A 12,862-nucleotide genomic window follows, 5' to 3' on the forward strand; every position below is an offset into this window, starting at 1 on the left:
GCAGCCTCCCGCACGCGGTTCGCGGCTGAGTCCACCCGAATGAGGTGTATCCGCTCGCTGCTGTATCTGTTCGCGGGGTTCCCGCCTCTTTAATGGCATGACCGCGAACATCATCTCTCCCGAAATGCGGCCGCCGGTGGCCGTCGAATCCGACGTGCCGGGCGGCTGGCCGAAGTCCTCGCTGCACGGTGCCATGACCCGCCGCGACGCGGAGCAGGCGCTCGGTCGTGCGGAGGTTGCGGCCGGACTGGCCGCAGGCGACTGGGTGGAGCCTTGGTACGGGGTCGTCGTCCCGGCCACCCGCGTCCACGACCCGCTGACCCGTGCGGCGGCCGCGCTGCTGCGGGCCGGGCCGCACGCCGTGCTGTCCGGCGCCACCGCAGTGGCGATGCACGGCTGCGATTTCGCCGCCGACGGCGTGGTGCACGTGACCATTCCCTACGACCGAGAGCTCCGGTCCCAGCCGGATCTCGTCATTCACCAGGCCTGGGTCAGGGAGTGCGACGTCGTCGAGCTCGACGGGCTACGCACCCAGGCGCTGGACGTCGCCATCTGCGAACTGCTGTGCACCGGCGAGCAGCGGTCGGCGCTGGACTGCCTGGAGCAGGCGCTCGCCCAGCTCGGTGAAGCCGCCGAGCGCTTCCGGGCGCTCGTCGCCGAACGGCTCACCCGGCGCAGGGATCGCCGGGGCACCCGGCGAGCCACGGCCCTGCTCCAACTCGCGTGGTCCAGGCCTCGCGGCGTGCTGGTCGGAGGTGCGCGATGAGCAGCCGAACGTCAGTCCGCGTGCCGGAACCAACCGGCGGCCTGCGCGGATTCGCGCACCTCGACGAACCGGGCGTATGCGTCGTCGTACAGCGCGCGGTTGCTCTCGATCGGCCGCAACGGTTCCGACGTGCCGACCAGCTCGCGGGCGACGTCGGTGATGTCGCGGCCCGCCAGCAATGCGTGCGCGGTCACCGCCGCGCCCCGCGCCCCGGCCTGCTCGTCGGTGGTGCGCACGACCGGCAGGCCGGTGACGTCCGCGATCACCTGGCGCCACAGCGGGTTCGCCGACCCACCGCCGGTGAGCCGCAGCTCGGTGGGCTGCGCGGTGCTGGCGACCAGGCAGTCCCGGATCACCATGGCCAGCCCCTCCAGGCAGGCCCGGGCGATCTCGGCGGGGCCGTGCTCCAGGCTCAGGCCCTGCAGGCTGCCGCGCGCGGCCGGGTCGTAGAAGGGCGCGCGCTCACCGCCGAGCGAGAGGTACGGCAGCATCAGCAGGTCCTTGCTGCCCGGCTCGGCCTGTTCGGCGAGCTCGGTGAGGTTCTCCGGGTTGGGCAGGCCGAGCATCCGGCAGGCCCATTCGACGACCTCGGTCCCGGCGAGCGTGGCGCTGGCGAGCATCCAGCGGCCGGGCATCGGCGTGCGCAGCGACATGCCGACGGGAGCGCGCTCCAACCGGGGCTCGTCGCTGATCACCTCGGTGCAGATCGTGGTGCCGAGGATGGTGCAGGCCTGTCCGGGCTCGGTCACGCCCGCGCCGATCGCGGTGGAGATCACGTCGTAGGCGCCCAGCACGACCGGCGTGCCTTCCGGAACGCCGAGCCGCTCGGCCGCGGACCGCTGCAACGGCGCGATCCGCTGCGCGCCGTCGACGGCGTCGGGCAGCAGCCGCTGCGCCCAGTCCAGGCCGAGTTCGCTGAGCACCGCGTCGGAGTAGAGCCCGGTCCGCGCGTCGAGGAACGGGTTGGAGGCCTCCGAGACGTCCCAGGCCAGGCGCCCGGTCAGGCAGTTGAACAGCCAGCCGCCGCAGGTCAGCACCTTCGCGGCGGTGGCGATCCGGTCCGGTTGGTGCTCGGCGAGCCAGCTGAGCTGCGCGTGCGGCAGCCCGGCGAAGCCGACCGAGCCGTTGATCTTGAACAGCTCGGCGAGCAGCCCGGAGTCGGCCCAGTTCGCGGCGATCGCCGAGGCGCGCGCGTCGTTCCACAGCAGCGCGGGACCGGTCGGTCGGCCGGCCTCGTCGACGAGCCAGCAGCCGTCGCCCTGCGCGGTGATCGCCAGCGCGGCGACCTCGGCGCGGAGCTCGCGGACGAGTTCGGCGACGGTGTCGGCGACGGCCGACCAGACCTCGGGCATGTCCTGTTCGGCCCAGCCGGGCCGGGGGCGCTCGACCCGGGTCGGGCGGCGGACGACCGCGAGCTCGGTGCCGTCCGAGGCGTAGGCGACGCTCTTCACCACCGAGGTGCCGGCGTCGATGCCGATGGTGATCACGGGCGTGTCCTCCTGATCCCGCGTGCCTGGTCGATCCGGTCGGCCCGACCCGAGAACATCACAACATTTGGTGTTAAAAATTTCAAGATAAGTGTTATGTTTGCGATGGGATGTGACACCAAGGTCCCGGTTGCGGACCACGACCGGAAGGACGCCACGTGCCGCCTCAACCCAGCCCCGGCTCGGAGAACGACCGCATCGACCTCGTGCTGCTCGACGTCGGCGGCCCCATCTACGACGACAAGGCCTACCGCGACGCGCTGCTGCGCGCCGCACGAGAGCTGGCGGCCGAAGACGGCCGGAGCGTTGACGAAGCCGAGTTCCAGCAGGTCTACGACGAACGCCGCCAAGCCCAGGGCGGGTCCCTGCGCACCGCGGTCGCCGAGCGGTTCCTGACCGCGCAGGACCGGCAGCGGCTGTCCGACCGCGCCGAGCGCTACTGGGAGTACCCGCCGTCGGCGCTGCACGCCGACGTGCTCCCGACGCTGCGCGAGCTCGCCGGTCGCTACAAACTCGCGGTCGTGGCGAACCAGCGAGCGGTCGTCGTGGACGCGCTCCGCCGGGACGGCGTGGCCGACTTCATCGACATCTGGGCGGTTTCGGAGGTCGTCGGCGCGGAGAAGCCGGACCCGCGGATCTTCCAGCACGCGCTGCGGGAGGCCGGCGTCGAGCCGAAGAACGCGGTGCACGTCGGCAACCGGCTCGACACCGACGTGCGCGGCGCGCACCGGGTCGGGCTGCGCACGGTTTGGGTGGTGCGCGGCGAAGCGCCGCCGGAGCCCACGCCGGAGCAGCTCGCCGAGCCCGATGTGGCGGTGTTCTCGCTGGCCGAGCTGCCCACCGCGCTGGAACGCCTGCAGGGGGCCGAATGAGCGAACAACTCTCGAAACCGCTGGAGGCTTGCCGATGACCGAGCTCGTCGCGGGCGTCGACGTCGCGACCGCCAACGTCCGGGTGCAGATCCACGATCCGGCGGGCTCGGTGATCGCCGCGGCGTCCCGACGGCTGCCGCAGCCGGTGCGATCACCGGGTGGGCGCTCCGAGCAGGACGCGACCACCTGGTGGCCCGCGGTGCGCGACAGCCTTGCCGAGTGCACGGCCGCTTTGGGCTCGCGCAGCAGCGAAATCCGCTCGCTGGCGATCTCGGCGACGTCGGGCACGGTCGTTCCGGTCGACGGTGACGGCGAGCCGCTCACGGCGGCGCTGATGTACGACGACCGGCGTGCCGATGCGGAAGCCCGGATCGCCACCGAGGTGGGTGCGAGCCGCTGGCGGCGCACCGGCATCACGCCGTCTGCGGGCTCCGGCCTGGCCCGGATCGGTTGGCTGGCGCGACACCTCCCGGACGGCACGGCGCGGGTGTGCCACACGCCCGACGTCATCGCCTGGAAGCTCGTCGGGCATCCGGTCGCCACCGATTCCAGCCACGCGCTGAAGAGCGGCTACGACGCGGTCGACGGCGAATGGGCCACCGAGGCGTTCGACGCCTTGGACGTGCCGGATGAGCTGCTTCCGGAGGTCGTGCGCCCGACGGCGGTGCTGGGCACCGTCGATGCGAACGCCGCAGCGCAGACCGGACTCCCGGTCGGCTGCGAGGTGCGTGCCGGGATGACCGACGGTTGCGCCGGGCAGCTGGCCTGCGGAGCGGTCGACGTCGGGCAGTTCGTGACGGTCCTTGGCACCACCCTGGTGCTCAAGGGAGTCTCCAAGAAGCTCGTGCACGATCCGGCCGGCGCGGTGTACAGCCACCTGCACCCGGACGGGATGTGGCTGCCCGGCGGCGCGGCGAACATCGGCGGCTCGGCACTGTCCGATGTGGACCCGGCGGAGCTGTCGAGCCTGGACGCGGCGGCGACCGAGCGCGGACCGGCGAGCGTGGTCGGCTACCCGCTGCGCGGCGAGGGGGAGCGGTTCCCGTTCCTCGCCGCGAACGCCACGCGGTTCACGCTCGGCACGCCCGTTGACCAGGTCGACGAGTACCGCTCCCGCCTCGAAGGCGTCGCCTTCTGCGAGCGGCTCGCGCTGGAGCGGCTGGCCGAGCTCGGCGCGCCGGCAGAGGGCGCTGTGCGCACCGCCGGTGGCGGAGCCCGCAGCATCGCCTGGTGTCAGATCAGGGCGTCGGTGCTGGACAAGCCGGTGCTGCGTGTCCAAGGCGCGGGCACGGCGTTGGGCGCTGCGCTGCTGGCGGCCAGCGGTTCGATCTACCCGAACCTGAGCGCTGCGGCGACGGCGATGGTGCCCGGTGGCGAACTAGTCGAGCCGGTGCGCGCAGAAGTCCGGCAGTTGGACGACAGCTATCGGCGCTTCCTCGGCGAGCTCCGCGACCGGGGCTGGGTCCCCGCGGCCTGATCAGGAGCCGGAGAGGGCCTCCGCGACCGTGAGGCTGTCCTCGTAGACGGCGTAGCGCGTGATCAGGCCGTCCTCGACGACCAGGTGCAGCGCGCAGAGCGCGGTGTACGGCTTGCCGGTGGCCTTGACCGTCTGGCGGATGTCGCCGAGCACGACCGCCTCGTTGCCGTCCACGAGGACCCGCGGCGCGGGTCCGCCCGCCTCACCGGGCACGTGGAACTCGGCGATCGCGCGGAAGTGGTCGGCGACGTCGGCCCGGGTCGAGCGGGGCCGGATCCAGGGCACCGCAGGATGACCGCCGGCCGGCCAGTCCAGCACCCAGTCGACCTGCTCGGCGAACAGCTCGGCGATCCGGTCCGGATCGCCCTCTCCGAGTCGGCGGAGGAAATCCTTCGCAATGGCACGGGTCAGCGCGCTTCCGCGTGCGATCGGCTCGGGGAACTGGTAATCGGACCGGATCCGCTCGTCCTCGTCGAGGACGGCGAAGATGCGCGCGGTCCAGGCGATGTCCCCACCGCCGGCCGGGACCATGTGGGCGGTGAAGGTGAGCATGTCGTGATGCCAGGTCGCGTCGTCAGCGGCCCGGAAGACGAACCCGCCGTCCCGCACGAACTCGTTGTGGGCTTCGGCGACGCGGACTTCGAGCGCGTCATGCCCGCGGTACTCCATCACCTTGCCGACGCCGACGCCGTCCTCGGCCCACAGGGCGACGACGGCTCTGCGTCGGGCCACCGGGTCCGGTTCGTTCCACACGGCGACGAAACGGTCGACGAACTGGTCGATGTCGAAATCGATGTCCATGGGCCGAAGGCTAACCACGCTTCCCTGACGACTTCTGTCAGTGGATCTCGGCAGACTTCCGGTCATGCGCGCGAGTCGCCTGCTGTCGATCCTGCTGCTGCTCCAGACCCGGGGACGGGTGACGGCGCAGGAGTTGGCCGATGAACTGGAAATATCGGTGCGCACCGTCTACCGCGACGTGGAATCCCTCAGCGCGGCAGGCGTTCCGCTGTACGGCGAGCCGGGGCATGACGGCGGGTACCGGCTGCTCGATGGCTTCCGCACCCGGCTGACCGGATTGACCACCGACGAGGCCGAATCGCTGTTCCTGACCGGGCTACCCGCGGCCGCGGCCGAACTCGGGCTGGGCACCGTCGTGGCCGCGACCCAGCTCAAGCTCATGGCGGCCTTGCCCGCGGAGCTGCGCGATCGCGCCGAGCGGATCACCGGAAGGTTCCATCTGGACGCGCCGGCGTGGTACCGAGGCGCGGACCGCACGCCGCACCTGACCGAGGTCGCCGACGCGGTCTGGAACAACCGAGCGGTGCGGATGCGCTACCTGCGCTGGGCCGAACCGCACGAGACGACCCGGATCGCGCACCCGTACGGGCTGGTCCTGAAGGCGGGCCGTTGGTACCTCGTGGCCGGGGCGGCCGGGCGGATCCGCACCTACCGCATCTCCCGGATCATCGACCTGCACGTCCTCGACGAGCGCTTCTCCCGGCCGGCCGGCTTCGACCTGGCCACCCACTGGCAGGCGTACCTGGAGCAGTTCGATGCGCGACGCCACCGGGGTGAAGCGACGATCAGGCTTTCCCCGCACGCCCTCGACCGGCTGCCGAACCTGGTGGAGCCGGCCGTGGCACGAGCGGCACGGCGAACCGCGGAAGCCCCCGACGCCGACGGCTGGACCGAGGTGACCATCCCGATCGAGTCCGTCGGCCAAGCCCTCCCGGAGCTGCTCAAACTCGGTGCCGACGCCGAAATCCTCGCCCCGGCCGAGCTCCGGGAACGGCTCACCACGACGCTCGACGCCCTGAACCGCATCTACGGCACGGCATGAACACCGGTGATCAGCCGTCGGCGATCTCCAGCGCCACGCCCGCCGCCCGCAGCTCGTCGCGCAGCGGTGCCGGGGTTCCCGCGTCGACCACGACGACGTCGAACTCGGTCAGCGGCGCGAGCTCGTGCACGGCGCGCCGGTCGAACTTGGAGTGGTCCAGCAGCAGCACGCGCTTGCCGGTGGTCTCCATGAGGGCGCGCTTGACCTGGATCGTCTCCTGCGAGCGGTGCAGGCAGTGCCCGTCGACGACCGCGGTGGTCGACATGAACAGCACGTCGGAGCGCATCGTGCGGGCCATGCCCGCGGTGTGCAGGCCGAGGAACGCGTCGTAGGACGGCTGGTAGTCGCCGCCGAGCCCGATCAGGTGCAGCCCCGGCTCGCCGCTGAGCAGGTTGATCACGGACAGGAAGTTCGTCACGACGGTCAGCGGACACAGCGGCGCCAACTGCTCCGCGACCGCGAGCGCGCTGGTGCTGTCGTCGAGCGCGACGACCTGACCGGGGGAAACGTGCCGGATGGCGTGCTTCGCGATGCGCGCCTTCTCGTCGGCCGCGTCGGCGATCCGGGCCCGCACCGAGGTCTCCAGCAGCGCGGTCGGCGTCGACGTCGCACCGCCGCGAACCTTGCGCAGCCAGCCCTGCTGTTCGAGGACGTCCAGGTCGCGGTGGATGGTCATCCCGCTGACCCCGTGCTCGGCCGCCAGCGCCTCGATGCGGACGAACCCGCTGGCCAGCACCTCTTGGCGGATCTGCTCGCGCCGGTCCTGCTGGTTGACCGGCGTGCCTGCGTCGGCCATGGACCCCCTCACCTCGCGCGTGCAACCGGAGTGATTATCACACGAGAGACGTGATATTCGGTCCGGATGTCACGCGGGGTTCAGGGGCCGACGTTGTGGCACGGGCGTTTGCGCAGCTTCTCGACGTAGTCCTCGGGCGCCCCAGCCGCTTCGGCCGCATCGGCCATCACGCCGAGGTAGCGCGCCGACGGCAGCCCGCCCTCGTAGGCGTCCAGCACGTACAGCCAGGCCAGCGCCGATCCGTCCAGCGTCTGCACCCGCAGCCGTAGCTTCTTGTGCATGCCGAGCTCGGCGCCTTCCCAGTTGTCGAGCTGCTGCTCGTCCTCCGGGCTGACGTCGTAGAGCACCGTGAAAACCTGGGAGCCCGGCTGCTCGACGATCGTGGCGAGGGCCCCTTCCCAGCCGTAGTCCTCGCCGCCGAAGGTCAGCCGCCAGTCCACCAGCCAGCCCGTTCCCGCCATCGGGGAATGCGGGGCGCGCTTCATCATCTGGGCCGGGTCCATGTTGGACCCGTACGCGGCGTACAGAGGCACGCCCAACAGGGTAGCGATCGACAGCCCGGGTGGCGGAGCGGACTACGTCACGAATGTGGGTGGGGGTCCCGGCCCGGGCGTTCCGCGCGGCCCCGTCCGGAACGCCGGGAGTGGTCTGCGCCACGATGGTCAACTCGCGCGGCACCACCCGAAATGCCTGGACTCGTCGCAGCGTACGGTGAGTTCGGCGCCCACAAGGCAGGCGGACCGAGGAGGAGCGCGAAGTGACCCGCATCGTGATCATGGGAGGCGGCCCCGCGGGCTACGAGGCGGCGCTGGTCGCGGCTTCGAACGGGGCGGATGTCACGCTGGTCGAGCCGGAGGGCCTCGGCGGTGCGTGCGTGCTCTACGACTGCGTCCCGTCGAAGACCTTCATCGCGTCCGCCGGCGCGCGCTCCGCGTTCCGGGACGCCCGTGAGCTGGGCATCCGCACCAAGACCGAGGACTCCGACGTCGACGTCGCGGTGGTGCACGGCCGGGTCAAGGGCCTGGCGCTCGCGCAGTCCGCCGACATCCGCTCCAGGGTCCGCCGCGAAGGCGTGAAGATCCTGCCGGGCCGCGCGCGGTTCACCAACCCGACCAAGGGCATGGCCGTCCACCACATCGGGGTCGATCTCGCCGACGGCAGCTTCGAAGAGCTGCCTGCCGACGTCGTGCTGATCGCCACCGGCGCCACGCCCCGGATCCTCAAGGACGCCGAGCCCGACGGGGAGCGGATCCTGACCTGGCGGCAGCTCTACGACCTGCCCGAACTGCCCGAGCACCTGGCCGTGATCGGCTCCGGTGTGACCGGTGTGGAGTTCGCCTCCGCCTACACCGAGATGGGCGTCAAGGTCACCATGATCTCCAGCCGCGACCGGGTGCTGCCGCACGAGGACGCGGACGCCGCGGCGGTGCTGGAAGAGGTGTTCGCCGAGCGCGGCACCGAGGTCGTCAAGCACGCCCGGGCCGAGAAGGTGGAGCGCACCGACTCCGGGGTGCTGATCCATCTCGCCGACGGGCGGCAGGTCGAGGCCAGCCACGCGCTGATGACCGTCGGCTCGGTGCCCAACACCACCGACATCGGCCTGGAGCGGGTGGGGATCGAGCCCGGCCGCGGCGGCTACATCCCGGTCGACCGGGTGTCGCGGACCTGCGTGCCCGGCGTCTACGCGGCCGGCGACTGCACCGGTCTGCTGCTGCTGGCCTCGGTGGCGGGCATGCAGGGCCGCATCGCGATGTGGCACGCGCTCGGCGAGGGCGTCACGCCGATCAAGCTCAAGACCGTCGCGGCGAACGTCTTCACGCACCCGGAGATCGCCACCGTCGGCATCAGCCAGCAGGCGATCGATTCCGGGGACGTGCCCGCGCGGACCGTGACGATGCCGCTGGCGACCAACCCGCGGGCGAAGATGGAGGGCCTGCGGCGCGGCTTCCTCAAGGTCTTCTGCCGGCCGCAGACCGGTGTGGTGGTGGGCGGCGTCGTGGTGGCGCCGAACGCCAGCGAGCTGATCCTGCCGATCGCACTCGCGGTGCAGAACCAGGTGACCGTCGACAACCTGGCGAACACCTTCTCGGTGTACCCGTCGCTGTCGGGTTCGCTGACCGAGGCCGGCCGCCTGCTGATGCGCCACGACGACCTGGACTGACCCGCGCCGATCGGCCGATCCGCCGGCCCGAACGCCGGCGCAAGCCTCGCGAGGCGGTTCACCGTGTTGCCAACCGCCTGGCCGCGTCCACTGTTGGAGGCGGCTGGCGGACCGGCGGAAAGGGGCGTGCGCGGCATGGCAGACCTGCCAGTGCTGATCTACGACGGCGACTGCGGATTCTGCACGCGCAGCGTGCGGCTCGCGGAGCGGCTGCCGGTGCGCATGCGCATCCTGCCGTGGCAGGAGGCAGATCTCGCCGCACTGCGGACCACATCGGACCGGGCCCGGCACGAGGTGCTGTGGGTAGCCAGGTCGGGCCGCGTGTTCGGCGGCGCGGCCGCGGTCGCGGAGCTGCTCAAGAACTGCCGCACGCCGTGGCCGGTGCTCGGTCTGCTCATGTCCGCCCCGGTGCTGCGGCTGCTGGCGGAGTGGGCATACCGATGGGTCGCGGCGAACCGATACCGGCTGCCGGGCGCCACCCCGGCCTGCCAACTGCCGCCTGCGGAGCGTCCGGGCCATTCGGCTCGTTCCTGACCGCCGCCGACCTCGGCCAAAAGTACTAGAAGCACTGCCTCCTTCCTGGCCGATCGGTTGACCCGGGCTGCCAATTCGGCCGAGCCGCCGACCCCTCGCGACGCAATAGCTTTGAAGTCGTTCGGGGGTTCGGAGTGGCCCGCCCTCCGCTTCAGGGGATCGGCGGAGGGCGTGGCCGCAAATCAACTTGGTGCGTCTTGAGCACCAACGCGGTGGAAAGGCCAGGTGGCTCGAGATGTACGGCAAGGCATTCGCTCCGGAGTACCAGGGGAAGCTCCGGGACATGTCGGTGAACGCGGCCCTCGGGGATGTGCTGGCGGCGGCGCTGGAGCGCGAGTCCCAGGCGGCGGAGGAGGGCGTCGGCCTGGCGCTCGCCCAGGCGCGGCTGGCGGTCGCGGAGGCGTACCGGCGCCTCGGCCGGCTCGACGAGGCGGATGCGGCGTGGCGGGCGAGCTATCGGACGGCCCGCAGCGCGGGGGAGCGGGGCGCGATGGCGTGGGCGCTATGGAGCGGCGGCACCCTGGCCCGCCAGCGCGGACAGATGGCGGCCGCGGTGCGTTGGCTCAGCTACGCACGGGACCTCGCGAAGCAGTCCGGTGAACTGATCGCGTACGGCTACTCGGTCGCCGGGATCGCCGAAACGCTGCGGATCCGCGGGGACTACGAGGAAGCACGCGAGCTGCATGTGCAGCTGCTGGCCGAGGCCCGCAAGCGGGGCGAGTGCCGGCACACGGTGTGGGCGCTGGAGGGCCTGGCCCAGCTCGACCGCAACGCGGGCGACCTGGCCTCCGCGTGGGAGCGGTTCGCGGAGGCCGCCGAGATCGCGGAGGAAGGCGGGGACGAGCGCGGCCTGGCCTGGGCCCTGAGGGGGATGGCGGACGTCATGTCGTTGCGCGGGGAGCACGACGAGGCGCTGCAGCTGTTGTCGCGAGCCGAGAGGATCTGCCGCCGGATGGACCTGGCCAGCGCGCTGGCCTACAACCGCAAGATGCGTGGCAACGTCCTCTTCCGCGCGTGCTGGTACGGGGAGGCCGCACGCACGTACCGGGACGCGAAGCAGATGTTCCAGTCCATCAACGAACCGCGCGGCGCCGCGTTGGCCGAGCTGGGCCTGTTGAAGAGCCTCGACAAGCTGGGGCGGCCGCGTCCCGCCACCGAGCACGACCTGTGCGCCTTGCGGGACCGGTTGGACAGCCGGGAACTGCGGCACACCAGGCGAATGGTGGAGGAGGCGATCAGCGAAATGGCAGAGATCGCAGCCTGAGCAAGCGCCTTCGGCGCGCATCCGCTCGAGCCCGGTCGAACACCGGCTTACACCGACGCTGTCGCTTCCCTAGGGCGCGGGGTCTGGGAACGAAAGCTGTGACCTAGTTCCCGGCCGAGCCCGAAGTAGTGGCGGAAGTTGTAGATCAGGGGACTCCACGCCGTCGGGTCGATGTGGTTCGTGCCGGCAACGACGATGCGCGGATCGCAGTGCACCCGCAGAACCCGCGCCTCGATGATGCGGAAGCTTCCGGTGGCATCGGCTCGAACCCGTGTCGCGCGGGCCTCCAGCTGAACCGGGCACTCGGCGACGCGGGGCGGGCGCACCAGTTCCGAGGGCTCCGGGCGCAGCCCGGCGGCACCGAACTTGTCCGGTTCGAAGCGGAACACGCCGCGCTTCTGGTCCGGGACAGGGTTCCGGCCGGTCAGGGGCGCGAGGCGTTCAACCGCGGGCCACTGCTCGGGCGACGGGAAGTTGATCACGAGGTCGGGTCGGGCTTCGAGGTTGGACGCGGTGTGGGAGCCGTCGCCCAACCCGAGGACCATCACGTCGCCGAGGGCCCAGGCGGACGACATCGGCGCGAGGTTCGCGGTGCCGTCGGAGTTCTCGGTCGACAGCAACGCCACCGGCGTTCCGAAGTACAGGACGCTCGGCGCGATGGTCACGTGGTCGACATCGGCACCGCTGCCGGTTCGGATGTCATTGCTGGGCGACGTGGTTTCCATAGGTGGAACGGTAGGGAGGTGTTGCTTCGGTGAGGAGCGAAGTGTTGTGGACTACGCCGTGAGTTGCTTCGCCGCCGCGCGAAGTCCGGCGCCGGCATTGCCGGTGATCGGCTCCCCGTGGCCGAAGCAGGCGACCTCGGTGTCGAGTTCCGCGGCGCGGTGGAACGACTCGATGGTTCGCGCGCGATCAACGTTGAACGTGCCGAGCATCAGCCGACCGACGTTGGCGATGGTGTCTCCGGTGAAGAGAATTCGGCTCTTTGACAAGTAAACAGCGATGCTTCCATCGGTGTGCCCCGGGATGGAGAGAACCCGTGCGCCACCACCGAAGTCCAGCACGTCGCCGTCGGCGAGCTCCTGGTCGACCGGGCAGGGCGGCGGAGACGGGAGAGTCGGGGCGATGCTCTCGAAGAGGGGACGTTCCCAGTCGAGCAGCACCGGATCGGCCTGCTTCCGCTCGCCGCGCACGACGGGCGCGTCCGCGCCGTGGGCCAGCACGGGCGCGCCGGTCGCGGCACGGAGTTCGGCCGCGGAACCGGTGTGGTCCTCGTGCCCGTGGGTGATGACGATCCGGTCGAGCTCGGCGTCCAGTTCGGCCAGCAGCCCGGTGATGGCCGGGCCGGACCCGGCGATCCCGGTGTCGATGAGGGTTGCCGAGCGGCCCTCGCGCAACAGGTACGCCTGCCCGAACTCGAGCTGCAGGAAGTACAGGTTCGGCACCACTTCGGTCACGTCCATGCCGTCAACGTAAGTCACTGCTGGGTCGACTCCCGCTGTTTTCGTTGCGGGCGAACAGGTTTGAAGCGCGACCAGGGGTGCAGCACCTGTGCTGCGAAAATCGGCGCGACATCGGTCGGGGCCGTCCCTTATGCTCGGCGCATGGCCCACGTGCAGTACTACCTCTGATCAGGACGCCGCGACGGCGGCGGTCCCCGGG

Annotated in this window: 13 protein-coding genes; 7 read left to right on the top strand and 6 right to left on the bottom strand. The window is 71.2% G+C overall.

Annotation, left to right across the window (positions count from 1 at the left end; all coding sequences use genetic code 11):
* The first annotated feature begins 97 nt into the window (after nucleotides 1–97).
* Nucleotides 98–766 carry a hypothetical protein gene (locus tag AB0H93_RS36025; RefSeq protein ID WP_358579398.1) on the top strand — a complete coding sequence of 223 codons (669 nt, stop codon included), beginning with the start codon at nucleotides 98–100 and terminating at the stop codon, nucleotides 764–766.
* Between the two features lie 11 nt (nucleotides 767–777).
* Here AB0H93_RS36025 and AB0H93_RS36030 read toward each other — a convergent pair whose 3' ends face one another.
* Nucleotides 778–2,253 carry an FGGY-family carbohydrate kinase gene (locus AB0H93_RS36030; protein WP_358579400.1) on the bottom strand — a complete coding sequence of 492 codons (1,476 nt, stop codon included), beginning with the start codon at nucleotides 2,251–2,253 and terminating at the stop codon, nucleotides 778–780.
* Between the two features lie 158 nt (nucleotides 2,254–2,411).
* On the opposite strand from AB0H93_RS36030, the gene AB0H93_RS36035 reads away from it, so the two are divergent.
* Nucleotides 2,412–3,125 carry an HAD family hydrolase gene (locus AB0H93_RS36035; RefSeq protein WP_132485263.1) on the top strand — a complete coding sequence of 238 codons (714 nt, stop codon included), beginning with the start codon at nucleotides 2,412–2,414 and terminating at the stop codon, nucleotides 3,123–3,125.
* 34 nt (nucleotides 3,126–3,159) lie between these two features.
* Complete coding sequence (locus AB0H93_RS36040) at nucleotides 3,160–4,602, top strand: FGGY family carbohydrate kinase (protein WP_358579403.1); 1,443 nt, start codon at nucleotides 3,160–3,162, stop codon at nucleotides 4,600–4,602.
* On the opposite strand, the gene AB0H93_RS36045 is transcribed toward AB0H93_RS36040, so the two are convergent.
* A complete protein-coding gene (locus AB0H93_RS36045; protein ID WP_358579406.1) occupies nucleotides 4,603–5,403 on the bottom strand; it encodes a nuclear transport factor 2 family protein in 801 nt (266 codons plus the stop codon).
* 64 nt (nucleotides 5,404–5,467) lie between these two features.
* Between AB0H93_RS36045 and AB0H93_RS36050 the strand changes: the two genes are divergently transcribed.
* Complete coding sequence (locus tag AB0H93_RS36050) at nucleotides 5,468–6,445, top strand: YafY family protein (protein WP_358579408.1); 978 nt, start codon at nucleotides 5,468–5,470, stop codon at nucleotides 6,443–6,445.
* Between the two features lie 10 nt (nucleotides 6,446–6,455).
* On the opposite strand, the gene AB0H93_RS36055 is transcribed toward AB0H93_RS36050, so the two are convergent.
* Together AB0H93_RS36055 and AB0H93_RS36060 are read right to left on the bottom strand one after the other, a co-directional pair.
* On the bottom strand, nucleotides 6,456–7,241 hold the full coding sequence (locus AB0H93_RS36055; protein ID WP_358579410.1) for a DeoR/GlpR family DNA-binding transcription regulator: 786 nt from the start codon (nucleotides 7,239–7,241) through the stop codon (nucleotides 6,456–6,458).
* A gap of 80 nt (nucleotides 7,242–7,321) precedes the next feature.
* Nucleotides 7,322–7,774 (bottom strand): gamma-glutamylcyclotransferase, encoded by a 453-nt coding sequence (locus AB0H93_RS36060; RefSeq protein WP_132485273.1) that lies wholly within the window; start codon nucleotides 7,772–7,774, stop codon nucleotides 7,322–7,324.
* A gap of 224 nt (nucleotides 7,775–7,998) precedes the next feature.
* Here AB0H93_RS36060 and AB0H93_RS36065 point away from each other — a divergent pair, with 224 nt between their 5' ends.
* From AB0H93_RS36065 to AB0H93_RS36075, 3 genes are all read left to right on the top strand, one after another.
* Nucleotides 7,999–9,402, top strand: a complete 1,404-nt coding sequence (locus AB0H93_RS36065) for an NAD(P)H-quinone dehydrogenase (RefSeq protein ID WP_358579412.1) — start codon at nucleotides 7,999–8,001, stop codon at nucleotides 9,400–9,402.
* A 135-nt stretch (nucleotides 9,403–9,537) separates the two neighbouring features.
* Nucleotides 9,538–9,936, top strand: coding sequence for a DUF393 domain-containing protein (locus AB0H93_RS36070; RefSeq protein WP_358389687.1), 399 nt, complete (start codon nucleotides 9,538–9,540; stop codon nucleotides 9,934–9,936).
* 235 nt (nucleotides 9,937–10,171) lie between these two features.
* A complete protein-coding gene (locus AB0H93_RS36075; protein ID WP_358579415.1) occupies nucleotides 10,172–11,200 on the top strand; it encodes a tetratricopeptide repeat protein in 1,029 nt (342 codons plus the stop codon).
* A gap of 47 nt (nucleotides 11,201–11,247) precedes the next feature.
* Here AB0H93_RS36075 and AB0H93_RS36080 read toward each other — a convergent pair whose 3' ends face one another.
* Together AB0H93_RS36080 and AB0H93_RS36085 are read right to left on the bottom strand one after the other, a co-directional pair.
* Entirely contained in the window at nucleotides 11,248–11,925 is a 678-nt protein-coding gene (locus AB0H93_RS36080) for a flavin reductase family protein (RefSeq protein ID WP_358579417.1), read from the bottom strand.
* A gap of 51 nt (nucleotides 11,926–11,976) precedes the next feature.
* Nucleotides 11,977–12,663 carry an MBL fold metallo-hydrolase gene (locus AB0H93_RS36085; RefSeq protein ID WP_358579420.1) on the bottom strand — a complete coding sequence of 229 codons (687 nt, stop codon included), beginning with the start codon at nucleotides 12,661–12,663 and terminating at the stop codon, nucleotides 11,977–11,979.
* Nucleotides 12,664–12,862 lie beyond the last annotated feature (199 nt).

Origin of the sequence: Saccharopolyspora sp. NPDC050642 (assembly GCF_040654735.1) — a bacterium.
Taxonomy (GTDB): Bacteria; Actinomycetota; Actinomycetes; order Mycobacteriales; family Pseudonocardiaceae; genus Saccharopolyspora; species Saccharopolyspora elongata.

Bases quoted from the DNA above. Each gene is read 5' to 3' on its own strand.
- AB0H93_RS36070 (WP_358389687.1), top strand. From the start codon at position 9,538: ATGGCAGACCTGCCAGTGCTGATCTACGACGGCGACTGCGGATTCTGC.
- AB0H93_RS36080 (WP_358579417.1), bottom strand. From the start codon at position 11,925: ATGGAAACCACGTCGCCCAGCAATGACATCCGAACCGGCAGCGGTGCC.
- AB0H93_RS36045 (WP_358579406.1), bottom strand. From the start codon at position 5,403: ATGGACATCGATTTCGACATCGACCAGTTCGTCGACCGTTTCGTCGCC.
- AB0H93_RS36040 (WP_358579403.1), top strand. From the start codon at position 3,160: ATGACCGAGCTCGTCGCGGGCGTCGACGTCGCGACCGCCAACGTCCGG.
- AB0H93_RS36085 (WP_358579420.1), bottom strand. From the start codon at position 12,663: ATGGACGTGACCGAAGTGGTGCCGAACCTGTACTTCCTGCAGCTCGAG.
- AB0H93_RS36055 (WP_358579410.1), bottom strand. From the start codon at position 7,241: ATGGCCGACGCAGGCACGCCGGTCAACCAGCAGGACCGGCGCGAGCAG.
- AB0H93_RS36050 (WP_358579408.1), top strand. From the start codon at position 5,468: ATGCGCGCGAGTCGCCTGCTGTCGATCCTGCTGCTGCTCCAGACCCGG.
- AB0H93_RS36075 (WP_358579415.1), top strand. From the start codon at position 10,172: ATGTACGGCAAGGCATTCGCTCCGGAGTACCAGGGGAAGCTCCGGGAC.
- AB0H93_RS36025 (WP_358579398.1), top strand. From the start codon at position 98: ATGACCGCGAACATCATCTCTCCCGAAATGCGGCCGCCGGTGGCCGTC.